This window comes from Carnobacterium jeotgali MS3 (genome assembly GCF_000745125.1).
Taxonomy (GTDB): Bacteria; Bacillota; Bacilli; order Lactobacillales; family Carnobacteriaceae; genus Carnobacterium_B; species Carnobacterium_B jeotgali.
This window is the reverse complement of sequence record NZ_JQNF01000010.1, coordinates 110,794-134,758: the sequence shown is the minus strand read 5'-3', so window position 1 is coordinate 134,758 and position 23,965 is coordinate 110,794. Positions and strand designations below refer to the sequence as shown.

The 23,965-nt window shown below is 35.3% G+C and carries 24 protein-coding genes; 16 read left to right on the top strand and 8 right to left on the bottom strand.

The window, feature by feature from the left end; translation table 11 throughout:
* Positions 1-49 precede the first annotated feature (49 nt).
* Positions 50-610: a GNAT family N-acetyltransferase gene (locus BP18_RS08210; protein ID WP_029277613.1), complete on the top strand. Its 561-nt coding sequence runs from the start codon at positions 50-52 to the stop codon at positions 608-610.
* A 40-nt stretch (positions 611-650) separates the two neighbouring features.
* Here BP18_RS08210 and BP18_RS08205 read toward each other — a convergent pair whose 3' ends face one another.
* From BP18_RS08205 to BP18_RS08195, 3 genes are all read right to left on the bottom strand, one after another.
* Complete coding sequence (locus BP18_RS08205; protein WP_007720920.1) at positions 651-1,169, bottom strand: LURP-one-related/scramblase family protein; 519 nt, start codon at positions 1,167-1,169, stop codon at positions 651-653.
* 123 nt (positions 1,170-1,292) lie between these two features.
* Positions 1,293-1,457, bottom strand: a complete 165-nt coding sequence (locus tag BP18_RS08200) for a YvrJ family protein (protein ID WP_231549456.1) — start codon at positions 1,455-1,457, stop codon at positions 1,293-1,295.
* Positions 1,458-1,565: 108 nt separating this feature from the next.
* A complete protein-coding gene (locus tag BP18_RS08195) occupies positions 1,566-2,474 on the bottom strand; it encodes a Cof-type HAD-IIB family hydrolase (RefSeq protein ID WP_007720914.1) in 909 nt (302 codons plus the stop codon).
* 197 nt (positions 2,475-2,671) lie between these two features.
* On the opposite strand from BP18_RS08195, the gene BP18_RS08190 reads away from it, so the two are divergent.
* The 5 genes from BP18_RS08190 to BP18_RS08170 all read left to right on the top strand — a co-directional run bounded on the left by BP18_RS08190 (position 2,672) and on the right by BP18_RS08170 (position 6,316).
* Entirely contained in the window at positions 2,672-3,355 is a 684-nt protein-coding gene (locus BP18_RS08190) for a uracil-DNA glycosylase (protein ID WP_029277617.1), read from the top strand.
* Between the two features lie 100 nt (positions 3,356-3,455).
* On the top strand, positions 3,456-4,436 hold the full coding sequence (gene pta, locus BP18_RS08185) for a phosphate acetyltransferase (protein WP_007720906.1): 981 nt from the start codon (positions 3,456-3,458) through the stop codon (positions 4,434-4,436).
* Between the two features lie 120 nt (positions 4,437-4,556).
* The gene (locus BP18_RS08180) at positions 4,557-5,195 is read left to right on the top strand and encodes an NAD(P)-dependent oxidoreductase (protein ID WP_007720904.1); all 639 of its coding nucleotides are present in this window, start codon (positions 4,557-4,559) and stop codon (positions 5,193-5,195) included.
* 122 nt (positions 5,196-5,317) lie between these two features.
* Positions 5,318-5,788, top strand: coding sequence for a tRNA (adenosine(37)-N6)-threonylcarbamoyltransferase complex ATPase subunit type 1 TsaE (tsaE, locus tag BP18_RS08175; protein ID WP_029277619.1), 471 nt, complete (start codon positions 5,318-5,320; stop codon positions 5,786-5,788).
* A 3-nt stretch (positions 5,789-5,791) separates the two neighbouring features.
* Positions 5,792-6,316 (top strand): GNAT family N-acetyltransferase, encoded by a 525-nt coding sequence (locus BP18_RS08170; RefSeq protein WP_029277621.1) that lies wholly within the window; start codon positions 5,792-5,794, stop codon positions 6,314-6,316.
* 37 nt (positions 6,317-6,353) lie between these two features.
* On the opposite strand, the gene BP18_RS08165 is transcribed toward BP18_RS08170, so the two are convergent.
* The 5 genes from BP18_RS08165 to BP18_RS08145 form a co-directional block, all read right to left on the bottom strand.
* A complete protein-coding gene (locus BP18_RS08165; protein ID WP_029277623.1) occupies positions 6,354-7,085 on the bottom strand; it encodes an amino acid ABC transporter ATP-binding protein in 732 nt (243 codons plus the stop codon).
* Positions 7,078-8,532, bottom strand: a complete 1,455-nt coding sequence (locus tag BP18_RS08160; RefSeq protein WP_029277625.1) for an amino acid ABC transporter substrate-binding protein/permease — start codon at positions 8,530-8,532, stop codon at positions 7,078-7,080. Before BP18_RS08160 ends, BP18_RS08165 begins: the two co-directional genes overlap by 8 nt.
* 245 nt (positions 8,533-8,777) lie before the next feature.
* Positions 8,778-9,311, bottom strand: a complete 534-nt coding sequence (locus BP18_RS08155) for a 3'-5' exonuclease (RefSeq protein WP_007720877.1) — start codon at positions 9,309-9,311, stop codon at positions 8,778-8,780.
* Between the two features lie 141 nt (positions 9,312-9,452).
* The gene (locus BP18_RS08150) at positions 9,453-12,089 is read right to left on the bottom strand and encodes a cation-translocating P-type ATPase (RefSeq protein ID WP_029277627.1); all 2,637 of its coding nucleotides are present in this window, start codon (positions 12,087-12,089) and stop codon (positions 9,453-9,455) included.
* 545 nt (positions 12,090-12,634) lie between these two features.
* The gene (locus BP18_RS08145; protein WP_029277629.1) at positions 12,635-13,408 is read right to left on the bottom strand and encodes an exodeoxyribonuclease III; all 774 of its coding nucleotides are present in this window, start codon (positions 13,406-13,408) and stop codon (positions 12,635-12,637) included.
* 408 nt (positions 13,409-13,816) lie between these two features.
* Between BP18_RS08145 and BP18_RS08140 the strand changes: the two genes are divergently transcribed.
* The 10 genes from BP18_RS08140 to rpiA all read left to right on the top strand — a co-directional run bounded on the left by BP18_RS08140 (position 13,817) and on the right by rpiA (position 23,925).
* Positions 13,817-14,716 (top strand): Gfo/Idh/MocA family protein, encoded by a 900-nt coding sequence (locus tag BP18_RS08140; protein WP_007723990.1) that lies wholly within the window; start codon positions 13,817-13,819, stop codon positions 14,714-14,716.
* A 141-nt stretch (positions 14,717-14,857) separates the two neighbouring features.
* Complete coding sequence (locus BP18_RS08135; protein ID WP_029276115.1) at positions 14,858-16,237, top strand: TrkH family potassium uptake protein; 1,380 nt, start codon at positions 14,858-14,860, stop codon at positions 16,235-16,237.
* 12 nt (positions 16,238-16,249) lie between these two features.
* Positions 16,250-16,921 (top strand): potassium channel family protein, encoded by a 672-nt coding sequence (locus BP18_RS08130; RefSeq protein WP_007723988.1) that lies wholly within the window; start codon positions 16,250-16,252, stop codon positions 16,919-16,921.
* Positions 16,922-17,167: 246 nt separating this feature from the next.
* Positions 17,168-18,067 carry a UDP-N-acetylmuramate dehydrogenase gene (gene murB / locus BP18_RS08125; protein WP_029276113.1) on the top strand — a complete coding sequence of 300 codons (900 nt, stop codon included), beginning with the start codon at positions 17,168-17,170 and terminating at the stop codon, positions 18,065-18,067.
* 259 nt (positions 18,068-18,326) lie between these two features.
* Entirely contained in the window at positions 18,327-18,869 is a 543-nt protein-coding gene (locus BP18_RS08120) for a helix-turn-helix domain-containing protein (RefSeq protein ID WP_007723985.1), read from the top strand.
* 65 nt (positions 18,870-18,934) lie between these two features.
* Positions 18,935-20,029, top strand: coding sequence for an ABC transporter ATP-binding protein (locus BP18_RS08115; protein WP_007723984.1), 1,095 nt, complete (start codon positions 18,935-18,937; stop codon positions 20,027-20,029).
* 10 nt (positions 20,030-20,039) lie between these two features.
* Positions 20,040-20,855, top strand: coding sequence for an ABC transporter permease (locus BP18_RS08110; protein ID WP_007723982.1), 816 nt, complete (start codon positions 20,040-20,042; stop codon positions 20,853-20,855).
* Positions 20,852-21,685, top strand: coding sequence for an ABC transporter permease (locus BP18_RS08105; protein ID WP_007723980.1), 834 nt, complete (start codon positions 20,852-20,854; stop codon positions 21,683-21,685). Before BP18_RS08110 ends, BP18_RS08105 begins: the two co-directional genes overlap by 4 nt.
* Complete coding sequence (locus BP18_RS08100; RefSeq protein ID WP_007723978.1) at positions 21,682-22,755, top strand: ABC transporter substrate-binding protein; 1,074 nt, start codon at positions 21,682-21,684, stop codon at positions 22,753-22,755. The genes BP18_RS08105 and BP18_RS08100 overlap by 4 nt, the downstream gene beginning before the upstream one ends.
* Before the next feature lie 498 nt (positions 22,756-23,253).
* Positions 23,254-23,925: a ribose-5-phosphate isomerase RpiA gene (rpiA, locus tag BP18_RS08095; RefSeq protein ID WP_007723976.1), complete on the top strand. Its 672-nt coding sequence runs from the start codon at positions 23,254-23,256 to the stop codon at positions 23,923-23,925.
* Positions 23,926-23,965 lie beyond the last annotated feature (40 nt).

The following is a 23,965-nucleotide window of genomic DNA, read 5'->3' as shown; positions in this document are numbered from 1 at the left end:
TGTTCGTTATGCTTAAATTGCGAAAAAGACAAACTAAGCGGGTGATAAAGTGTTACGAAAAGCTAAAATAACAGATATAGAACAATTAGTGGAATGGGTCTGGATTATTCTAGAAGACATGGAGCTAACATTGTTGAAAGAAATAAACACGGATAAATTGAAACAACTGATGAAAGAAGCGATGGAAGATGAAAATTACCGCTATAGCTATCATCGCGCACATATCTGCATCCGTGAAGGGAAAAGAGCAGGTGTCTGTTTTGGGTACAAAGGTGAGTTGGAACCTATAGTTGATGAGGCTTTTAATGATAAATTAAAAGCACAAGGAATAGAGACCCTCTTATTTCAGGATCCTGAAACCATTCCAGGTGAGTGGTACTTAGATTCGTTGGTGACGGATGTGAATTTTAGAGGACAAGGTGTAGCAAGCGAGTTGTTAAAAGCACTACCAGCTATTGCAAAGTCAGAGAACGAGAAAATCATTGGACTGAATTGTGACCAACTGAATCAAAAAGCACAACAACTGTATCTTAAAATCGGCTTTAAAAAGGTATGGGAGTGTACGCTGGGTCAACATTTATACGACCACATGCAATGGGAAATCCATTAAAAAAGGCATTGATCAATTAAATCAATGCCTTATATGTCCATTAAATAAGTTGTATTGCACGGTTTACTCGTTTTTTTTCTGTCTGTGGTAAGCGTGTTAACGTAAGATTATCTACAATCAAAGCAATACAGAGACAAAGTGGTGCATGTTGAGATTCGGGTATATGCAGTGCATAATAATCACCAAAGGAAGTATAAGCTTTAGTCATTTCCATAATTAACTTACCTTTACAGTTTACCGTGTAGTTGTGATTATAAAAATCTCCAGTTACAATCCAATTTAGCGGCGTAACTTTAAAATAAACATCTTTTAAGCCACGGTGTTTAGTAATGGAACCAATTTTTTTACCTTGGGTATAGATATCAAATTTAGGAAATAAAGACAATACTGTTTGTTTGACTTCTACAAGCAAGTCACCGTCTATGCTATATAACGATAATTTATCACCGATTCTGCCCCATTTGCCTGAAATAAGGTAGAGATCTTTGCCAAGTTCATTTTTCACGAGAATCTTTTCTTGTCTTGAAACATATTCTTGTTTCATGTAAAGAAGTACCATAATGAACGCCCCTCTAAAGGTAAATTAAGCGGATACAGTTTCTTTTAGTATACCAAAACTAGAAGCAAAACGAAATACAAATGAGATAAAAAAAAGCCCGCCTTTTTTAATGGCGGGTTTTCTTTATATCGCTGATTTAATGGCTTGACCTAATTCGTGCAGAGCTTTCACCACGTCATCAAGTTTAGTTTCCATACGCTGAAGTAGAAATAAAGCGATAAAAATGGGGAAACCAACATTACCGATAATCTCTGTTACAGTAGACAGCCACTGAGTACTTGCATCCATGTTATTCTCTCCCTTCATTTATTAGCTGAGTTAACGTATTGTCAACCTACTAATAACAACGAAACGAAAAGAAAAACTGTTACTATAAGATTTGTTAACTTTCACTTTCTACTCAGTGCGTTCTACGAAAGTAGGTGATTTGGCTGAGTCTAATTGATCGTTTAAAGCTAGGTTGATTGCATGTGCAATACCATCATTATTATTGCTAGTAGTAATGTATTTAGCATACGTTTTGACTTCTTCTTCAGCATTTTCCATGGCAAAACTATATCCGGCTACTTTTAACATCGAGACATCATTGAAATTATCTCCAAGTGTCATAATGTTTTCAAGAGGAATATTTAATTTTTTTGCAGCTGCTTCAAGAGCAATGCCTTTTTGGGCATTAATGTTATTGATTTCAATGTTATTAACAAAAGAAGCGGTAATTGCAAGCTCACCTGATTTTTCAAGTTCCTCTGTAAGTGGCCCAAGTACCTTACGACCATCATCACTAAAAGCGATAATTTTTAAAACTTCAATGGAATCATCGTGCACAAGCTCTTCGTAATCTTCAACATAGTTTATATTCATAATTTCTAAACGGGCTGCTGCTAAAACAACGGCCATTTTATAAGTAGTATCCGGATTTGTTTCAAATAATAAAGAAGCAACAGATTCGATACGTTTCGCTTTATTATCGGAATAAATTCCATTAGATGTCGTCATTTCACAATAAAGATTTCTTTTCTTTATCGCAGCAACGATTTCGTGTACCGATTGTTTATCGATGCCAATATTTTGAATGACAGAGCCTTCTTCATTATAAACTTGAGCACCATTAAGCGTGATAAACGAACAGTTGATACCCACTTCTTTAAGTAACGGTTGTGCTTCAGTAAATCCACGGCCTGTGGCGACCATAAAATGAATCCCTTGGTTCATAGCCGCTTTAATAGCTTTAGCATTTGTTTCAGAAACTTTCATTTTTCCATTTAATAATGTTCCATCCATATCAGATACAATAAGTTCTATCATTTTGGTTCCTCCCAAGAGTTGTTTGTATTACTAAGTCTACCATTAATAATAAAAAAACAAACGTATAAAGCTTTTTTTGTAATAAATTGTCGAAATAAATGAATAGAACAAAAAGAAGCTGACAGGTAATACTTGTTAGAAAAAAGTAATTCTTGTAGGATAAGAGTAAGTTTATTAGAGATAAGGAGCAAATTATAATGACCTTACCGATACAAAATGATTGGTTGCCAATTTTGGAAGAACAAATAAATACACCAACTTATCAATCATTAAAAGAATTTTTAGTACACGATTATCAAGAAACAACGGTTTATCCTGAAATGCACCATATTTGGCAAGCTTTTGAATGGACTCCTTATAATGAAGTAAAGGTAGTCATTTTAGGACAAGATCCTTATCATGGACCAGATCAAGCACATGGACTGAGCTTTTCTGTATTGCCGAATGTTAAAACGCCGCCTTCTCTCGTCAACATCTATAAGGAATTGGAAACGGATCTGGATATTCCTCGTGCAAATCATGGTTATCTGGAATCTTGGGCTAAACAAGGTGTCTTATTACTTAATACCGTTTTAACTGTTCGAAAAGGCCAGGCTCATTCACATAAAGGCAAAGGCTGGGAAGTACTGACAGATGCGGTTATCAAAAAATTAAGTGAACGAGAGAAACCAATGGTGTTTATTTTATGGGGAAATCCATCCATTAAAAAAAGAGCTTTAATTGATGAAACAAAACATGTTGTGTTGACCTCAGTTCATCCAAGTCCTTTGTCAGCTTATCGTGGCTTTTTTGGATCAAAACCATTTTCTAAGACAAATGAAGCATTGATCAATTTAGGCGAAGAACCTATAAATTGGCAATTGCCTGAGACAGTTGAATAAGCAATACTTATAGGTTTTAAACCAAAAAGACTGTTATTGTTAAGAAAATAAGAGTATGATAGTACTGTATATAAAATCACAAATTGTGGAGGTTATTAGTGTGGAGCTAATTGAAAGCTTATCAAGCAAGATTAAAGGAAAAAAAGTTCGGATTGTATTTCCAGAAGGATCTGAACCTCGTATTCTTGGTGCTGTAGTTCGTTTGGCATCAGAAGATTTAGTTCAACCGGTATTAATTGGGAACCCCGAAGTTGTTAAAGAAGCTGCAAAAAATCGTGGCTTCAATGTAGAAAACATTGAAATTGTTGACCCAGCAAATTATGCTAAAATAGATGAAATGGTTGCTTCTTTCGTAGAACGTCGTAAAGGTAAAGTTTCTGAAGAAAAAGCAATTGAATTATTAAAAGATGAAAACTATTTTGGTACAATGTTAACCTATATGGGATTAGTTGATGGCTTAGTAAGTGGAGCAATCCACTCAACAGGAGACACTGTTCGCCCTGCATTACAAATTATTAAAACTAAACCAGGCGTTAGCCGTACAAGTGGTGCATTTATTATGATGCGTGGACGTGGACAAGAAAAATACTTATTCTCAGATTGTGCAATCAATGTGAATCCAAATGCTCAAGAATTAGCTGAAATCGCTGTAGAAAGTGCTAAAACGGCTGAAATGTTTGGTATCGAACCAAAAGTTGCTATGTTAAGTTTTTCAACTAGAGGATCAGCAGTTGCTGAAGAAGCAACTAAAGTAGCAGAAGCAACTAAAATTGCTCAAGAACTAGCTCCTCAATATGATATCGATGGTGAAATGCAATTTGATGCTGCATTCGTAGCTTCTGTTGCTGAACAAAAAGCACCAGATTCTAATGTTGCTGGACAAGCAAGTGTTTTTGTATTCCCTGAATTACAATCAGGAAACATTGGTTATAAGATTGCGCAACGTTTTGGTAATTTTGAAGCAATCGGACCTATCTTACAAGGGTTAAATAAACCCATCTCAGACTTGTCTCGTGGTTGTAACGAAGAGGATGTTTACAAACTAACAATCATCACAGCAAATCAAACATTAATGAATTAAATTTAAAAAAGCTGACTCATTGAGTTAGCTTTTTTTTGATAAAGAGAGAATAGTTGCTCTATTGAATGCGTTCTCATTATAATGAATAAACAAGAGTATTAGTAAAAAGGAGGAACGGTTATGAAGATTGGCATTATCGGCGCTACAGGTAAATCAGGTTCAAAAATTTCAGCAGAGGCATTGATCAGAGGACATGAAGTGATTCCTTTGATACGAAATGCTTCCAAACTGATAGACAGTAAAGACAGCCATTATATCGAAAAGGATTTATATGATTTAACCTATGATGATATAAAAAATTTAGATGTGGTGGTTGATGCATTTAATGCTCCACCTGGGAAAGAAGAATTGCATCAAACAAGTTTGGCTTATATTGTGTCGTTAATACAAGGACATGAAAATCCGCGCCTAATCATTGTTGGCGGAGCAGGAAGTTTATATGTTGATGATACGAAAACGACGCGGTTGATAGATACTCCCGATTTTCCTGAAGTAGCTAGACCTACAGCTGTTAATATGAGTAAAGCTTTTGAGCAATTAAAACTAGCGGAAGATATCAATTGGACGTATGTAAGTCCATCTGCGTTTTTTAATCCTGAAGGCAAACGAACTGGGAAATATCAATTAGGACAAGACCAACTATTGACCAATAGTAAAGGTGAAAGTGAAATTAGTTATGCTGACTTTGCTCTTGCATTGGTAGATGAAATTGAAAATCAATTATTTATGGGTCAACGTATTACAGTATGTAGCGAATAAGGAAACGAGCATAGAAATCCATTGAGTCTATATTTTTAGGTGCTCAATGGATTTTTGTTTGGCTATTTTTAAATACTTGAATTACAATAAAAGATAACTAGATAGGGATAGAGGAGAACAAAATGAAACAAATTAAAGCACGTAATGAAGAAGAAACAAAGATAATAGCTGCTACATTAGCCAAATTGCTTGAACCTGGAGATACGATTCTTTTAGAAGGCAATCTTGGAGCTGGAAAAACGACTTTTACAAAAGGCCTAGCCGAAGGTCTTGGAATTACCAAAGTGATTAAAAGTCCAACTTATACAATTATCAGGGAGTACCTTGAAGGAAGATTGCCGTTGTACCATATGGATGTCTATCGATTAGAAGAAACTGGTGGAACGGATTTAGGATTAGAGGAATATTTTGAAGGCGAGGGTGTATCAATCGTTGAATGGGCAACCTTTATTCCCGAAGACTTGCCTCAAGAATATTTGCAGATCAAGCTTGTTCCTGCTGGAGATGATTTAATGGAACGGGAGCTGACTTTTTCGCCTGTTGGGGAAAGGTATGAAAAATTGATGCAAAATTTTGAGGAAAGTCAGGTATAACAAATGATAAGTACTATCCAAATACGAGAAGCTATCCCTAGTGATGCTGAAAATTTGTTGAAACATTTGAAAAAAATCGCTGTTGAAACAGGTTTTATGACAATGGGAGCAGAAGGTCCTGGGAAAACAGTTGAAGAGAAACGGAAGGAAATTAAGACTATTTTAGAGTCCGATGTAACGGTTTTATTTGTCGCTTTAGACAAAAAAGAACTAATTGGAATTGCTGAAATTCATGGGAATGTAAGTCCAAAACTGAAACATATAGGGGACATCAGCATTTCAATTGCAAAAGCTTATTGGGGAATAGGTTTAGGCACAACAATGATGGAACAATTGATTGAATGGGCAAATAGTCCTGTAAGTCAGTTAAAACGACTTGAATTAACCGTTCAAGCACGCAATGAACGAGCGCGCCGTCTTTATGAAAGAATGGATTTTAAACTCGAAGCAATCATGCCTCGTGGAGTTAAAGATGAAGGTGTTTACTTAGATGTTTGTTTGATGAGTATGCTGATTGGAGAAATTTAAAAAGCTTTGCAAAAGATAACTTTTGCAAAGCTTTTTTTTAGATTAATACTTTTTCTAAGAAGTTTTTCGTTCGTTCTTGTTGGGGATTATCGAAGACTTCTTTAGGGTCGCCTTCTTCAACGATATAACCGCCATCCATGAAAATAACGCGATCTGCTACTTCTTTGGCAAAGCCCATTTCATGAGTTACAACTAGCATAGTCATGCCTTGATCTGCTAATTTTTGCATAACTTCAAGGACGTCACCAACCATTTCTGGATCCAATGCACTAGTGGGTTCATCGAACAACATGATGTCTGGATCCATCGCTAAAGCTCTTGCAATGGCCACACGTTGCTTTTGTCCGCCAGATAGTGATTTTGGGTAATCATTGGCTTTTTCAGAGAGACCAACTGTTTCGAGTAATTCTAATGCACGTTTTTCGCTCGTTTCAGCGGATTCCTTTTTTAATTCTTTGGGGGCTAGCGTAATGTTGTCTAACACTGTCAAATGTGGGAATAAATTAAACTGTTGAAAAACCATTCCAATATTTTCGCGTACTTTATTGATATCTTGTTTAGGATCAGTTAAATCAAAATTATCAATGATGACTTTTCCGCCTGTAATTTCTTCCAAAGCATTCATACAACGAAGAAAAGTACTTTTTCCAGAACCTGAAGGACCAATAATACAAATAACTTCTCCTTCTTGAACTTCAATATTCAAGTCTTTTAAAACTTCTAATTTTCCGAAATTTTTCTTTAAATGTTCAACTTTTAATTTAGTCATTAGATATTTTCCTTTCAAGTACCGTTGATAGTTTCGTTAAAATAGTGATCAAAACAATGTACATGATTCCGATGATTAACCACATATTTCCAGAAGAGTAAGTCCGAGCAATGATAATTTTTCCGGTTTGAGTCAATTCAACAATGCCAATAACCGATAGGATTGAAGTATCTTTAAGCGTGATAACAAATTGATTGATAAAGGATGGAATCATTATCTTAATAGCTTGTGGTAAGACAATTTTACGCATAGAAGTTTTATAAGGGAGTCCCAAGCTTCTTGCGGCTTCTAATTGCCCACCAGCCACAGCTTGAATTCCGCCACGAACAAGCTCTGAAATGTATGCAGAAGTATTAAGACTCAATGTAATTACACCAGCAAGATAAGCGGATAACTGAATGTTTAAGAATTGTGGAATAGAGAAATAGACAAAAAAGGCTAGTACAATCAAAGGAATACCGCGCATAATAGTCACATATAAAGTCGAAATCCCACTTAATAGATTGTTTGACGTAGCACTGAATAATCCTAAAATAACTCCTACGACTAAAGCAATTGCAAATGAAACAAGCGTTAATACTAAAGTACGTCCAAGACCTGTTAATAATTCACTATAATTATTTTGAATCAAAGTGAAGAAGTTATTGCTAGTAGCAGCTTCTGAATTTTCACTAGTATACTTATCCGTAATTTCTTTATGAACACCATTTTCTTTGATGGTTGCTAAACCTGCATTGAATTTTTCTAGTAATTCTGGATTTTGACCTTTATTAACAGCGAATCCGTAAACATCTCCTGCTTCTGGATCAAGTGGAAATTGTAGTTTAAGACCTTGTTGTACAGCATAAGCCATAACAGGGTAGTCATCAAAGACCGCATCAGAATGACCGGAAACAACGTCTTCATACATAGTTGCTGAGTCTTCAAATTGGTTAATATCAATATCAAATTGTTTTTTCAGTTCTGTCACAAATGCGGCACCAGTGGTACCAACCTTAACAGCAACAGTCTTGCCATCTAAATCTTCATAAGAAGAAATAGCATCATTGTTTTTTGAGACAGCCATAACGGTACCGGCTTCGAAATAAGGATCAGAAAAATCAAAAGATTCCTTACGTTCATCCGTAATACTCATTGCAGCAATCATTCCATCTACTTGATTTGATTCTAAGGCTTGTAAACCTGCACTGAAAGCTAAAGGGCGTAACTCATATGAAAAATTTTGATCTTCAGCAATCGCATCTAACGTTTCTACATCGATACCAACATAGTCGCCCTCTGCATTTTTAAATTCAAAAGGAGCGTAAGTGACATCTGTAGTGATAACATAAGGATCACTTTCGGTTCCTTTCTCTGCTGAAGCATGGATAGGTGTGGATAGGGATAAAAATAAGCCTAAAAAAAGTGCAAATACAGCCCCTAAAAACTGGTTCTGTTTCGTAATCATATAAAAACTCCTCCAAATAGTTTTGCTATAGTTTTAAAATATAGCTCGTATATTAAAAATACGGGAATCCTTTTATCATTTCAACTATTTGCACTTGAGCAATTTTTGTATAAAAAAATAAACTGTTTCTTTAAAAGAACTAAAGAATCAGTTTATTTTGCATTTATAATTTTTAGTGTAGATAGCTGAGTTCCTTTGGTTGCTTAAATTTTTTGAAAGCAACCATCTTATAAAAAACGAACACGCTAAATATGTTTAACGAGTTTTTTTAAGGGATCTGTTCCAAAATGATCTTCTAAATAAAGCAAAATAGCTGCACAGGCATTGCTATCCTCAAGTGCATTGTGATGATTTTTCAAACTAATATTTAAATGATCACAAACTGTATTTAATTTATGATTGGGAATTTCTGTGATTAATTTCCGACTGCTTTGAACAGTGCACAGAGTTTGAAAGTGAGGCTGAGGCAAGTCATAGTAATCAAGACAGCCTTGTAAAACGCCACGGTCAAACGGAAGATTATGAGCAACAATCAATTTATTTTCTGTGAAAAAAGGTTTTATTTGTTCCCAGACTTCTGGGAAAGAAGGTGCGTCTTTAACATCATTTTCAGTAATGCCATGAACTTGCACATTACGCCAAAAAAATTCAGTTTCTGGTTTAATTAAAGAGTAGTAATGATCAACAATCTTGCTTTTTCGAACAACTGTCAGTGCCACTGAACAAGCGCTATGACGTTGGTTGCTAGCTGTTTCAAAATCTAATGCGACAAAATTCATATGAGTCCTCCTCGAACAAGTATTCGGTTAACAGTATAAAGGATTTAAGTAGAAGTTGCTACTATTAAATTTCCAAAAAAAACTTTCGCTAGCTAACAAATCAGCTGCGAAAGTTTTTTTTGTTTAATAAGTTAGCTTGTCTTAAGCTTCTTTTTTATGAGGAAGAAATTTAGCTAATTCCATTAGAACAACGGCAACTAAAGCTAAGCCTGCAGCAATTCCCCATTGTTCCCATCCAAAATTATCTGGAATATTAAAGATTGAACGAACACCTGGAAGAACTGTCACACCATATAAAACAGAACAGAATAAAACAGCATATATAGCATACATATTAGAGAAGAAACCTGCTCCAATAGATGTTTGTGTATTTGAACGTGCTGGGAAAGTTTGTAAAGTACGAGCCAAGATAAGGGTAGTAAAGGCCATAGCAATACTCATTTCATTTGAATAACCTAATCCGATATATTGTGAGATAACAACAGCGATACCAATAAGCACACCACGATAAAGAACAGATCTTAAAGTGTCACCTGCGAAGATGCCTTCGTTCGGATCTCTAGGTTTACGTTCCATAACATTTGGTTCGCCTTTTTCCATTCCTAAGGCAATAGCAGGAATAGAGTCATTAACTAAGTTGATGAACAATAATTGTAAAGCAGTGAATGGGTTAACCCAGTTCATTATTAACGCAACAATGATTGCGATAATAGCACCAAGGTTACCAGCAAATAGGTAAGCAACAGCCTTTTTGATGTTATCAAATACATTACGACCAACTTCAACGGCACTAATGATTGACACAAAGTTATCATCTGTCAATACCATTGCAGCAGCATCTTTAGCTACGTCAGTTCCGCTACCCATTGCGATTCCAATATCTGCTTGTTTCAGTGCAGGTGCATCGTTTACACCATCACCAGTCATAGCAGAAATCTTATCTTTATTTTGCCAAGCGCGAACGATTCTGATTTTGTTTTCTGGAGAAACACGAGCATAAACAGAGATTTGTTCTAATTTAGCATTTAACTCATCTTCACTTAAAGCGTCTAATTCTTGACCAGTCAAAGCAATGTCGTCTGGTTCTGAGATTCCGATATCACGAGCAATTGCACGTGCAGTTGTTTTGTGGTCACCGGTAATCATAACGGTTTTGATACCAGCTTTTTTAGCTTGTTCTACAGCGCCATAAACAGCTTCACGAGGCGGATCAATCATAGCAACTAAACCAACTAGAATCAAATCGTTTTCGTCTTCAAAAGTAATGTTTTCTCCTTCTGAAACAGGTTTATAAGCAAAAGCCAATACGCGCAAAGCACGATCTGAAAAGATTTCATTTTGATCAGCTAAAGATTTTAGGTTGTCATCTGTTAAAGGAACGACTTTTCCATCAATCAAGATTTTTGAACTGCGGTTAAAGACTACATCGGGGCCACCTTTTGTTAACATAAGGTTTTCACCGTCAATGACATGAACAGTAGACATTAGCTTACGATCTGAATCAAAAGGCAACTCAGCTAATCTAGGGTAAGCATTACGTAATTCATGGTAAGGTTTGTTCACTTTATTACTGAAAGCAATCATAGCAACTTCAGTTGGGTCACCAAGTTCTTGACCTTGGTCATTGATGTTAGAATCATTTGCTAGTACAGCAATTTGCATTAAACGAGCTTCATCAGTAGTCCATGTATCAGGAGTAGAATTGAAATCGCCTGTTTGTCCATTTGGTAAGAAGTAATCAACTATCGTCATTTTATTTTGTGTTAATGTACCTGTTTTGTCAGTACAAATAACACTTGTGGAACCTAATGTTTCAACAGCTGGGAGCTTACGAATAATCGCATGTTTCTTAGCCATTTTGTTTGTTCCAGTAGAAAGAACGATGGTAACGATAGATTGTAATGCTTCAGGAATGGCAGCAACGGCTACTGCAACTGCGAACATAAAGGCATTCAACAATTCAGTGTTTACATCTGTTGCTCCACCAAAGAAGATACGAGCGGCTTGGATAGCAAAGATAAGAATAGAAAGGATAAGAATACCAAATCCTAGTTTTTTACTAAAGTCGTCTAATTTTCTTTGCAATGGTGTTTGCTTAGCCACTGCGTTATCAATTAAACTAGCAACTTGACCGATTTCAGTATTGTTACCGGTACCTGTAACAACCACAAGACCACGACCATACGTAACTAAAGTTCCGCTATGAACCATGTTTGAACGATCTCCAACAGGTACTTCTTTTTCAACAATCTCAATATTTTTGTCTGCCGGAACAGATTCACCAGTTAACATTCCTTCATTGATTTGAAGTGATCCTGCTTCTAGTAAACGTCCATCAGCTGGAACATAATCCCCAGCATCTAAGATAACAATATCTCCTACAACAAGTTCTTTTGCCGGAATAGTTACTTTAACGCCATTACGGATTACTTTCGATTCAGGAGCAGAGAGACTGGACAACGCATCGAGTGAACTTTCAGCTTTTTTAGTTTGAATAACACTGATAACAGAGTTGATCATTAAAACAGCAAAAATGATCAATGATTCAACTACTGAACCTAAAGCCATTTGGATAACGGCTACTATTAACAGCACAATAACCATTGCGTCCTTAAAAGTTGATAAAAATAATTTAAGAACGGAATCTTTTTCTTTTTGCTTTAATTCGTTTAAGCCATCACGTTCCTGGCGTGTTTTGACTTCGGCATCCTGCAGGCCTTTTGGTGAAGTCTGTAATTCTTTTAATATTGTTTCTTGGTCTTTTTGATAATTTTCCAAGTGATACACCCTTTCGTAAAAAAAAATAGACAGTTTACTGACAGACAATCAAGAATATGATGAAATGCCTGTAGAAACGGTTTTAACATGAAATAAAAATAATACCATTATAATATCATTATAGTACAGTTGCCAAAAATAGTAGCATATTCACTATCATCAAACAAGTTTTAGGTTGATTGGCAATGACCTTGTAAAAAAACTAGTCCAATCATTAGCTAAGCTTGTTTTTGTACGCTCAATATCCTCCTTTAATTGATGGTCAGTAAAATCGATAAAAAAAAGAGACTTATGCAGGATTGTCCTTTATAGAGAACAATGTGCATAAGTCTCACTATTTAAGACAACACCAGAAGATTGTTGCAAATCTACTTGTTGGTGACGTTGCCACAGCTGTTGCTGCCAGTTACTCCCTTATGAAAAACTATCGATTTCATCTTAGTTAGTATATCTGTTTTTATTTGATTTTGCAACAAAAAAAATTGGAATAGCGAACATAATTTAACCGAATGAGTAAAAGAGACTACTTTCTGGCGCTTTTCATCTCATTTTGATTCGTCAAATGAATCTTTTAAGCTTAATTCTACAGGGCAATGATCAGAGCCCACAATATCGTTAAGAATTTTAGCTCCTTGTAAGTGTTCTTGTAAACGCTCAGACACACAAAAATAATCAATCCGCCAACCAGCATTATTTTTACGTGCGTTAAAACGATAGTTCCACCAAGTATAGGCACCTTCTTTATTGGGGTAGAAGTAACGGAAAGTATCAATAAATCCATTGTCTAGTAAAGTGGAGAACTTCAAGCGTTCTTCTTTGCTAAAGCCCGCACTTAATTGATTTGTTTTCCAATTTTTTAAATCGATATTCTCGTGAGCAACATTTAAATCGCCACAGAGAATAACTGGTTTTTCAGTATCCAATGTTTTAAGGTACGAGAGAAAGTCATCTTCCCATTCCATTCGATAATCCAGACGTTTCAATTCGCTTTTAGAGTTAGGTGTATAACAAGTAACAACATAATAATCAGGGTAGCTTAAAGTGATAACGCGTCCTTCTTGATCATGTTCAGGCTTCCCAATGCCATAAGTTACAGATAGTGGTTTGTGTTTGGTGAAAATAGCTGTTCCAGAATAGCCTTTTTTCTCTGCATAATTCCAGTAATCATAATAGCCTGGAACTTTAAACTCAATCTGTCCTTCTTGGAGCTTGGTTTCTTGCAGACAAAAGAAATCAGCATCTAATTCATTGAAAATATCCATAAAGCCTTTTTTTATAATGGCACGCAATCCATTAACATTCCATGAGATAAATTTCATTAGCTTGTTCCTCCTAAATAAGTAACATCTTATCTTTATTGTACAAAAGATAAAAAAATAGTAAACTATCTCGCATTTTAAAAAGTCTCTATACTTTTTAGTGTGGGTAGATTAATTTAGTTCATGCTTAACATTCTGGAGAAATAGGATTGCTTGTAGCCCGATTAAGTATTCAATGCGAATGACTCAGCTTTAATGCTTTAGCGAGTAGGCTGTGTTTGATGCTTGAAAGATATTAAGACTTTAGGCTTAAGACCGTACCAGGGCTCTTACAAGCAAATCCGTCTATTCCATAAGAATTTTTTGAAGCATCCACACTATTTGACGAAAAGCCTTTAAAAAGAGTATTCTCGTATGAAATATGATAGGATATGTAGTGAAAAAGAAAAAAGAGAGAAGGTTTTAAAAATGAAAATTGGAATTATTGGTTTAGGAAATATTTCTCAAAAGGCTTATTTGCCGGTTATGATGGCTATGGATAAAACAATAGAATGGCATTTATTTACACGTGATCAAGAAAAGTTAGCAAAAATCGGTGGAAAATATCGAATTTCTAATTTGTATTCTTCTGTTGAAGAGTTACTTATGAGTGGAGTTGAAGCCGTTTTTATACATACAGCAACGCATACTCATGAAGCTCTAATCAGACAATGTATTGAAAAAGGCATCCATGTGTATGTTGATAAACCAATCAGTGAAGATCTTGATGAAGTAAAAACATTGATGCAACTAGCTGAAGAAAAAAATGTTTTACTTGTTACAGGATTTAATCGTAGATTTGCACCGATGATTAAAAAATTGAAAGAAGTTCCTAACAAAAGTATGGTCTTTGTCCAAAAAACAAAACCTAACAGTTCGGGTAGTGTGAAATATGCCATTTATGATTTGTTTATTCATGTAGTTGATACCGCTTTATTCTTATTGGATGAACCCGTTATTCAAACAAACTTCAGCATAAAAGAAGAAAACGGTGATTTGAAAACATGTGTGTTGCATCTTACTACAAAACACACAGAGTGTATTGCCACAATGAATTATAACTCAGGTGCGAACTTCGAAACAGCAGAAGTTCAATCGCCAACAGGTACTCATCGAGTAACAAATTTAACCGATTACGAAATTGAAACTGCTGGAAAAAAACAAGTCATCAATTTTAGTGATTGGGATCAAACGCTTGAAAAAAGAGGTTTTGCTCCGTTGATTCGTGATACAATAGAAGGATTTGAAAATCAAGTGAATCCTGTGAGCATGGAATCCTCTCTGGAAAGCCACCGCATCTGTCAACTGATTGTAGCAGATTATGTCTAATAAACTAGTGTGATTATAAGCATAAGATTGGCGGAAACCAATCTTATTTTTTTAGAAAAAATCGAATTTGCTTTACTTTTATTTTAGAAAGAATATAATACATTCGTATGCCAGAATTTAAGAAAGAATGAGGAGAAAACGATGTTTTTAAAAAGGCTCAGGAGATTACCTCCAGCTGTTAAAATAGTCATTAGCTTTGCAACAGTTATCTTCATAGGATCGCTTTTATTGACGCTTCCTTTTAGCAATCTTGAAAGTTCAGAAACAACTTATTTTGATAATTTATTTACAGCAGTATCCATGGTATGTGTAACGGGTTTATTTACATTACCCGTAGCCACATCTTTTACGGTATTTGGACAAATAGTTTGTATTATTCTCATGCAAATTGGTGGAATTGGTTTAATGACCATATTAGCGACCTTTCTCATGCGAATGGGAAGGAAAATGAGTTTCTCGGATACTATTGCTGTGAAAGAATCTCTTAACAGAGATGAACTAGGAGATTTCAAAATTTATCTAGCCTCCATTATTAAATATACTGCCATTATAGAAGGTACGGGAATGCTTCTTTTATCAATTAGATTTATCCCGGAATTTGGATATGCTAGCGGTCTTTTTGTTTCTTTATTTATTGCTGTTTCAGCATTTTGCAATGCAGGTTTTGATAACATAGGTGCTTACAGCCTGCAAGAATATGTTCATGATCCTTTGATAAATTTGGTGGTCACGACGTTGATTATTTTAGGCGGGATTGGTTTCTCCGTTTGGTTTGATGTGACTCATAATGTTCAATCTATTATTAAAAATAAATGCAAAAGTGGTTGGAAAAGATCTTACAGGATGTTAAAAATTCATACGCGCTTAGCTATCAATATGACCTTGGGGTTAATTGTAGTTGGAACTCTTGTTTTCTTAGCGGTAGAGTGGAATAATCCTAATTCAATCGGAAACTTCACGTTTGGTGAGAAAGTATTAACTTCTTTCTTCCAAACAGTAACGATGAGAACAGCCGGTTTTGCGACAATTGATTTTGAATTAGTAAAACCTTTTTCATTACTATTTTTTATTGGCACAATGTTTATTGGCGGGTCTCCAGGTGGAGCTGCGGGTGGGATTAAGACGACAACATTTGCACTAGTTGTTTTATTAATTATCAGTGAAATCAAAGGTCAAAAACACGTTAACTATGCTCATCATACAATTCCGATAGAACTTATTCGTCGTGCAATCGTTGTTATTGCAACCTTTACACTCTTCCTATTGGCAGGTGTGAGCATTTTAATGTTAGTTGAAGACCAACCTTTCTTATATTTATTGTTTGAAGCAGTATCTGCATTGGCAACAGTGGGTGTTAGTGTTAATTTGACACCAGAGTTATCTCATATTAGTCAGGTTGTATTGATGATTTTAATGTTCGTGGGTAGAATTGGACCGATCACCATTTTATTAAGTTTGAGTCGGAAAAGTAGAAAAACAAAAGATCAGTTGTATGCAAAGACAACAATTTTAATTGGATAGGAGAACTTGAATATGGCAGTAAGAACAATCGGCGTATTAGGCCTAGGTGTCTTTGGATCGTCAATTGCTAAAGAATTAAATGAATTTGACTGTGAGGTTATTGCAGTTGATTTAGATATGGATAATGTTGAACGTGTCGAACCTTATGTAACAAAAGCAATACAAGGAAATATTACAGATTTGAATTTTTTGCGTAGCATCGGTTTAGATAATTGCGATGTAGTGGTTGTAGCAACTGGAACGAGTTTAGAAGCTAGTGTTCTAGCTATTATGAACTGCAAAAAATTAGGTGTTCCTTCGATTATTGCAAAAGCTAAAAACAAGTCGTTTATGGAAGTTCTTTATGAAATTGGTGCTACCAAAGTAATACGTCCTGAAAAAGAAGCTGGAACGCGTGTAGCAAAAAATGTTTTAAGAAGACACATTACGGATATTGTAGATTTAGATGAAGATTACGCTGTTATTGAATTCAAACCGCCAGTTCGTTGGATTGGTAAAACGTTTGATGAGTTAGATTTACGCCAAAAATATGAAATCAATATTATTGGAATCAGAAAAGTGAATCAAAAACGAATGGATGTTTCTTTTGGTCCAGATTACCGGATCGAAGAAGGAACCGTTCTTGTAGGAATAGCTGAGTCAGAAATATTTGAACGTTATGATTACTTGAATAAATTAAAATAAGAAAATGATGTAGCGACTTATGGTTAGCTGAAAAATGAGTTCAAATCAAACAGGCCTGGGAGAATTTTCCCAGACCTTTTTTTGAACAAAGGTTATGTTAAGAAAGTACTAAATCTTTTGACAGAAAGCTAAACGAAACTATAAAAAAGAAACCTAGCATGTTAAACTAAGTATAGTAAGTAGGCTAGATCGATTAATAAAAGGTAGAGCAGTAGGCTCAACTTATACGAAAGGGTATTAAATACTATGTTATTTGAAGAGTTTAAGAATCAATTCCCGAATTTGAACATAAAAGAAAATGAACCTTTGTCACTTTACACGTATACTAAAACAGGTGGACCAGCTGATATGTTAGTTTTTCCAAATTCAGCAGAAGAAGTTAAAGACGTTGTCCTGTGGGCAAAAAAAGAAAACTTGCCTTTAACGGTTTTAGGAAATGCCAGTAATTTGATTGTCAAAGACAGCGGGATACATGGAATTGTCATGATATTAACGGAAATGAAACAGATAAAAATTGAGAAGAAAAAAATAACTGTCCAAAGTGGAGCACGATTAATTGATACATCTTATGCAGCTTATGAAGCTGAGTTGACGGGATTAGAATTTGCGTGCGGCATCCCTGGAAGTATTGGTGGAGCAGTTTATATGAATGCCGGTGCTTATGATGGTGAAGTGAGTGAAGTTATTGAATCAGTTACGGTATTAACACGTGATGGTGAAGTAAAAACATTTGATAATCAAGAACTAGAATTTAGTTACCGACATAGTCGTATCCAAGAAATCCAAGATATCGTCTTGGAAGTCGTTTTCCAATTGAAAAAAGGCCATTCTGTAGATATAAAAGAAAGAATGGATGAATTAACCTTGTTAAGAGAATCTAAGCAACCTTTGGAGTATCCTTCATGTGGAAGTGTTTTTAAACGTCCGGCTGGGTATTTTACTGGTAAATTGATTCAAGAAGCTGGTTTACAAGGGAAGATATGGGGTGGCGCTCAAATTTCAATGAAACATGCCGGCTTTATTGTAAACATCAATCAAGCAACAGCAACAGATTACATCGAATTGATTCATCATATTCAAGAAGTTATTTTTGAAAAGAATGGTGTTAAGCTTGTACCTGAAGTAAGAATCATTGGAGAAGACTAATGAGTTGAAAACTCTAGAAGCGAAATCTTCTAGAGTTTTTTTTAGGTAGCACAGCTGAATGGGTGGAATTTAATCAAAGAGATTTAGGGAGCACATAGAATCGCATCCAGTTTGAATGGAATGCGATTCTTTTTGTTGCTTTTTATTCAAAAGGATTTATAATATAAAAGGTTGTAGTAAACATTATGTTTACTAAGCGTAAACAATAGTGAGCTTTGGTTTACTGATAGTAAACAAGGAAACTCGAAGGAGAGTTTGTATGGAAATTGGGAACCAGATTAAAAATTTAAGAATCCAAAAGAATCTGACACAAGAAGAATTAGCTGAACGAACCAATTTGAGCAAAGGATACATTTCTCAAGTTGAAAGAGATTTAAGTGTTCCTTCAATGGAAGTCTTTTTTGATATTTTAGAAGTTTTGGGGTGTAGTCCAAAAGACTTCTTTGATGAAAAACAAGAAGAGCAGCGTGTCGTTTACACTAAAGATGAGATAACTGTCTATGAAGACGATGAAAAAGGATACGAGATCAAATGGCTTGTTCCAGAATCGAATGAAAATGAAATGGAGCCGGTTTTTTTAAAATTGACTACTAATGGGCAATTTAAAGAATTTGGACCATCATTAGCTGAGACGTTTGGGTATGTATTAGAAGGAGAAATTTGTGTCGAAATAGGACTTAAACGGTATTTTGCTAAAAAAGGGGAATCTATTTATTTTCATGCTACCCAGAAGCACCAAATCATTAATCACAGCAATGAAGAAAGTTTATTGCTATTGGTAGTTACCGATTCTTATCTTTGATTAATCAACTAAACAGAGACAACAAGAACGAAAGTCAAAAAAATTCATTATAAGGGAGCAAAAAAATGACAAACAATGCGATTATTACATTTGAAAATGTAAAAAAACAATACGATGATGACGAGCCAGTTTTAAAGAATATTAATTTTGAGATTGAACGAGGAAAATTTTATACTTTGCTTGGGCCATCTGGTTGTGGGAAAACAACGATTCTAAATTTGATTGCGGGCTTTACTGAAACTTCAGAAGGAACGATTACGTTAGATGGAAAAAAGGTTAATGATATCCCTGCTAATAAACGCAAAGTAAATACGGTTTTCCAAGACTATGCGCTATTTCCACATATGAATGTTTTTGAAAATGTAGCTTTTGGGTTAAGAATCAAGAAACTAGACAAAAAGATCATCAAAGAGAAAGTAGAAAATATTTTAAAAATGGTTCAATTATCGGGCTATGAAGATCGTGCTATTAGTGAAATGTCGGGTGGACAACGTCAAAGAGTTGCTATTGCACGTGCATTAGTAAATGAACCGGAAGTTTTATTGTTAGATGAGCCTTTATCAGCACTAGATTTGAAATTGAGAACAGAAATGCAATATGAATTGCGCGAACTGCAACAACGTTTAGGTATCACATTTGTTTTCGTTACGCATGATCAAGAGGAAGCCTTAGCTATGAGTGATGAAATTTTCGTTATGAAAAATGGGAAAATTATCCAAAGTGGTACGCCAGTAGATATTTACGATGAACCAATTAATCGTTATGTGGCAGATTTTATTGGCGAAAGCAATATCGTTAAAGGAACAATGGTCCAAGATTATGAAGTTTCGTTTGTTGGACATACCTTTGAATGTGTTGATGCGGGAATGAAGCCGAATGAAAAGGTTGAAATTGTTTTGCGTCCAGAAGATTTAGCCTTAACGACGGTAGAAAAAGGAAAATTGACAGTTAAAGTGGATACTCAATTATTCCGTGGCGTGCATTATGAAATTATTGGATATGACCGCGACAATAACGAATGGATGGTTCATTCGACTAAAAAAGCGATTGTTGGAACAGAAGTAGGTTTGTACTTTGAACCAGAAGACATCCACGTTATGCGATTTAACGAAACTGAACAAGACTTTGATGCTCGTCTTGAAAGCTACGAAGAGGAATAGGGGGAGAAAAATGACGAAAAAATCGAATGTATTTTATTTTATACCCTATACTTTTTGGCTCCTATTGTTTGTTGTCGCACCTTTAGTCTTGATTGTCTATCAATCATTTTTCACTGTTGATGGACAATTTACACTAGACAACTACCAAGCTTATTTTCAATCGGGTACATACCTTAGAATGACTTTAAATTCATTTTGGTATGCATTCTTGATTACTTTATTTACTTTACTCATTAGCTATCCGACAGCGTATTTGCTGAATAAAACGAAGCACAAACAGTTATGGCTCTTGTTGATTATATTGCCAACTTGGATCAATTTATTATTGAAAGCTTATGCGTTTATTGGGATTTTTAGTGCAAATGGAACAGTGAACGACTTTCTTGCATTTGTAGGAATAGGCAGACAACAAATTTTATTTACTGATTTCAGCTTCTTAGCTGTAGCGACTTATATTGAAATCCCCTTTATGATTCTGCCTATTTTTAATGCTCTTGAAGAAATGAATCCTTCATTCATTAGAGCCAGTCGTGATTTAGGTGCAAATAATTTTGAAACATTTAGAAGAGTTATCTTTCCATTAACACTGACTGGCGTTAAAAGTGGCGTTCAAGCAGTCTTTATTCCATCGTTATCCCTATTTATGTTAACTCGTTTAATTGGTGGAAATCGTGTTATCACGTTAGGCACAGCTATTGAACAACATTTCTTAGTAACACAAAACTGGGGTATGGGTTCAACTATTGGAGTGGTATTAATTATTGCTATGATTCTTATCATGCTCTTTACAGGAGAAAAGAAAAAGAAAGGGGTGGCTCATAAATGAAAAAACAGCGATTTAAGTGGTCTAATTTGTACCTCATCTTTATCTTTATCGTTTTGTATGCGCCAATTGCCTTTTTAATTTTTTATTCGTTTAATGATGGCGGAACAATGACCAGTTTTACTGGATTTACTTTAGATAATTATGCAGCAGTATTTGAAGACACGCGGTTAATAGGTATCGTCTTGAACACTCTTTTAGTTGCGTTGTTGTCTTCTTTAATAGCCACTACCATTGGAACATTTGGTGCTATTGGAATTTATTTTGTAAAAAAAAGGGAAACAAGAAATGCTGTATTGAGTTTCAATAATATTTTATTGGTTTCACCAGATGTTATTATTGGAGCTAGTTTCTTAATTTTGTTTACTTTTATTGGGTTTCGTTTAGGCTTTGTGTCTGTTTTATTATCACACGTTGCTTTTAGTATTCCGATTGTCGTCTTAATGGTTTTGCCAAAATTACAAGAAATGAACGACACAATGATCAAAGCAGCTCGAGATCTTGGTGCAAATACTTGGCAAGTGCTGTTAAAAGTTATCTTGCCAAGTATCACTCCTGGTATTTTAGCAGGTTATTTCATGGCATTTACGTATTCATTAGATGATTTTGCCGTAACATTCTTTGTGACCGGAAATGGCTTTACAACATTAGCAGTAGAAATTTATTCAAGAGCTCGTCAAGGTGTTAGCTTAGAGATTAATGCTTTAAGTGCCTTAATGTTTGTCTTTGCCTTGATTCTTGTAATTGGTTATTACTTTATTCAACAACACAATATGACAAAAAAACAAAAAAATAAAAAACGACAACATGCTGAGGCGGTGAGCATGCGATGAAAAAATTAATAAGTATGATTTTAGCTATTCTATTAATTTGTGCCGGTTTATACATTGGTGCTGATCAGTTGGAAAAAGCTAAAGGGATCACAGGAGAAAATAGTTTGAATTTATACAACTGGGGCGACTACATTGATCCAGAACTTATCACGAAATTTGAAGATGAAACGGGTTATAGAGTAACTTATGAAACATTCGATTCTAACGAAGCCATGTATACAAAAATTGAACAAGGTGGGACGAATTACGATTTAGCTGTTCCCAGTGAATACATGATTGAACGAATGATTGATGAGGATTTATTAATTGAATTGGATCATTCAAAAATAAAAGGCCTTGCTAATATTGATGCTCAATTCCTAAATCAGTCATTTGACCCAAGCAATCAGTTCTCAATTCCTTACTTTTGGGGTACTCTAGGAATCATTTATAATGACAAATTTGTGGAAGAGGATGCTATTCAGCATTGGGATGATCTGTGGAATCCAGAGTTGAAAAATGAAGTGATGCTAATTGATGGCGCTAGAGAAATTATTGGTTTGGCGTTAGATAGCGAAGGGAATTCTTTGAATTCAAAAGAGGATGATCAATTAGCTGCAGCGGCTAAAAAACTAAGCGGTTTGACCCCTAACGTAAAAGCGATTGTTGCGGATGAAATCAAAATGTATATGATCCAAGAAGAAGCTTCAGTAGCGGTTACTTTTTCTGGAGAAGCCTCTGAAATGTTATACGAAAATGAAAATCTTCATTACGTGATACCAAGCGAAGGTTCTAACTTATGGTTTGATAATTTTGTTATTCCAAAAACAGCTAAGAATTTTGAAGCGGCCTACGCTTTTATCAACTTCATGCTAGAGCCAGAGAATGCGGCTCAAAATGCAGAATACGTTGGTTATTCCACGCCTAATAAAGAAGCAATGAAAATTCTACCAGCTGAAATAACCGAAGATGAACAATTTTACCCGAATGAAGAAACTATGAAAAATCTAGAAGTATACGAAGATCTAGGATCTAAGTACATTGGTGTATATAATGACTACTTCCTAGAATTCAAAATGCACAGAAAATAATAGGATGCGGAGTTCGACGTTCAGGCTTGACAGAAAAATAAGAAATATCGCAGAGGATGTTTCATCCTCGAAGAGATTACGTTTTTTCCGAGAGTCTGTCGAACGCAGCTCAACTAAAAAAGGATGCGGAGTTCGACGTTCAGGCTTGACAGAAAAATAAGAAATATCGCAGAGGATGTTTCATCCTCGAAGAGATTACGTTTTTTCCGAGAGTCTGTCGAACGCAGCTCAACTAAAAGGATGCGAAGAGACCCTGAAAGATATGCAGCTCAATTAAAGGATGCCAAACGGTCTACGAAGCTTCTTAGAATCTACTCAACAAAACCCACTGACTAATTTCCAGTGGGTTTTGTTTTTTTTAAAGAGAGAATGGGCTGGTAATTAGTGACGATTAAACAATCCATTTTGTAATTAATTTTTTGCTAGATTAGGCTCTATAAAACAGGTATTATGCTATACTAATAGAGAATAAAGACATGAAGCAGAAGGAGTAGAAAAATGAATTTAAAACAACTAGTTGGAGAAAAAGCAGCAGAATATGTGAAAGACGGTATGGTTGTAGGATTAGGAACTGGATCAACGGCTTACTACATGGTTGAAGCTTTAGGAAAGCGAGTTAAAGAAGGTTTGACTATTACCGGAGTGACAACTTCAACTCGAACAAAAGAGCAAGCAGAAAAATTAGGCATTCCACTGAAAACCATTGATGAAGTGGAATCGGTTGATTTAACGATTGACGGAGCAGATGAAATTGATTCTAAGTATCAAGGAGTAAAAGGTGGCGGTGGAGCTCTGTTATTTGAAAAAATCGTTGCAGATTATTCTAAAAAAGTAATTTGGATTGTTGATGAGAGCAAAATGGTGGAAACGTTAGGTGCATTTCCACTGCCGATAGAAGTCATGCCTTATGGTAGCCAACAGTTAGTGCGCATTTTTGAAGAAAAAGGGTTTCAACCAACTATGAGAAAAAATGATGTTGGGGGAAATTATTTAACAGATGGTGGTCATTATATTATTGATTTGCATATGACTAAAATTGAAGATCCACATTCGTTAGCGACTTGGTTAGATGGTTTAACAGGAGTTATGGAACACGGATTATTTTTGGACCGAGTAAATACTATTATTGTAGGGCGTAATACAGGACTTGAAATTATAGAAGCACGCTGATAATCAACTAAACTAAAGAGTTTCAATGGCTAAAAGATTT

What these genes read in the sequence shown, in the direction of transcription:
- BP18_RS08105 (WP_007723980.1), top strand. Translation starts at nt 20,852, where the DNA reads ATGAAAAAACAGCGATTTAAGTGGTCTAATTTGTACCTCATCTTTATC.
- rpiA (WP_007723976.1), top strand. Translation starts at nt 23,254, where the DNA reads ATGAATTTAAAACAACTAGTTGGAGAAAAAGCAGCAGAATATGTGAAA.
- murB (WP_029276113.1), top strand. Translation starts at nt 17,168, where the DNA reads ATGTTATTTGAAGAGTTTAAGAATCAATTCCCGAATTTGAACATAAAA.
- BP18_RS08205 (WP_007720920.1), bottom strand. Translation starts at nt 1,169, where the DNA reads ATGGTACTTCTTTACATGAAACAAGAATATGTTTCAAGACAAGAAAAG.
- BP18_RS08100 (WP_007723978.1), top strand. Translation starts at nt 21,682, where the DNA reads ATGAAAAAATTAATAAGTATGATTTTAGCTATTCTATTAATTTGTGCC.
- BP18_RS08160 (WP_029277625.1), bottom strand. Translation starts at nt 8,532, where the DNA reads ATGATTACGAAACAGAACCAGTTTTTAGGGGCTGTATTTGCACTTTTT.
- BP18_RS08165 (WP_029277623.1), bottom strand. Translation starts at nt 7,085, where the DNA reads ATGACTAAATTAAAAGTTGAACATTTAAAGAAAAATTTCGGAAAATTA.
- tsaE (WP_029277619.1), top strand. Translation starts at nt 5,318, where the DNA reads ATGAAACAAATTAAAGCACGTAATGAAGAAGAAACAAAGATAATAGCT.
- BP18_RS08115 (WP_007723984.1), top strand. Translation starts at nt 18,935, where the DNA reads ATGACAAACAATGCGATTATTACATTTGAAAATGTAAAAAAACAATAC.
- BP18_RS08135 (WP_029276115.1), top strand. Translation starts at nt 14,858, where the DNA reads ATGTTTTTAAAAAGGCTCAGGAGATTACCTCCAGCTGTTAAAATAGTC.
- BP18_RS08110 (WP_007723982.1), top strand. Translation starts at nt 20,040, where the DNA reads ATGACGAAAAAATCGAATGTATTTTATTTTATACCCTATACTTTTTGG.
- BP18_RS08155 (WP_007720877.1), bottom strand. Translation starts at nt 9,311, where the DNA reads ATGAATTTTGTCGCATTAGATTTTGAAACAGCTAGCAACCAACGTCAT.
- BP18_RS08180 (WP_007720904.1), top strand. Translation starts at nt 4,557, where the DNA reads ATGAAGATTGGCATTATCGGCGCTACAGGTAAATCAGGTTCAAAAATT.
- BP18_RS08170 (WP_029277621.1), top strand. Translation starts at nt 5,792, where the DNA reads ATGATAAGTACTATCCAAATACGAGAAGCTATCCCTAGTGATGCTGAA.
- BP18_RS08130 (WP_007723988.1), top strand. Translation starts at nt 16,250, where the DNA reads ATGGCAGTAAGAACAATCGGCGTATTAGGCCTAGGTGTCTTTGGATCG.
- BP18_RS08195 (WP_007720914.1), bottom strand. Translation starts at nt 2,474, where the DNA reads ATGATAGAACTTATTGTATCTGATATGGATGGAACATTATTAAATGGA.
- BP18_RS08145 (WP_029277629.1), bottom strand. Translation starts at nt 13,408, where the DNA reads ATGAAATTTATCTCATGGAATGTTAATGGATTGCGTGCCATTATAAAA.
- BP18_RS08200 (WP_231549456.1), bottom strand. Translation starts at nt 1,457, where the DNA reads ATGGATGCAAGTACTCAGTGGCTGTCTACTGTAACAGAGATTATCGGT.
- BP18_RS08190 (WP_029277617.1), top strand. Translation starts at nt 2,672, where the DNA reads ATGACCTTACCGATACAAAATGATTGGTTGCCAATTTTGGAAGAACAA.
- BP18_RS08120 (WP_007723985.1), top strand. Translation starts at nt 18,327, where the DNA reads ATGGAAATTGGGAACCAGATTAAAAATTTAAGAATCCAAAAGAATCTG.
- BP18_RS08140 (WP_007723990.1), top strand. Translation starts at nt 13,817, where the DNA reads ATGAAAATTGGAATTATTGGTTTAGGAAATATTTCTCAAAAGGCTTAT.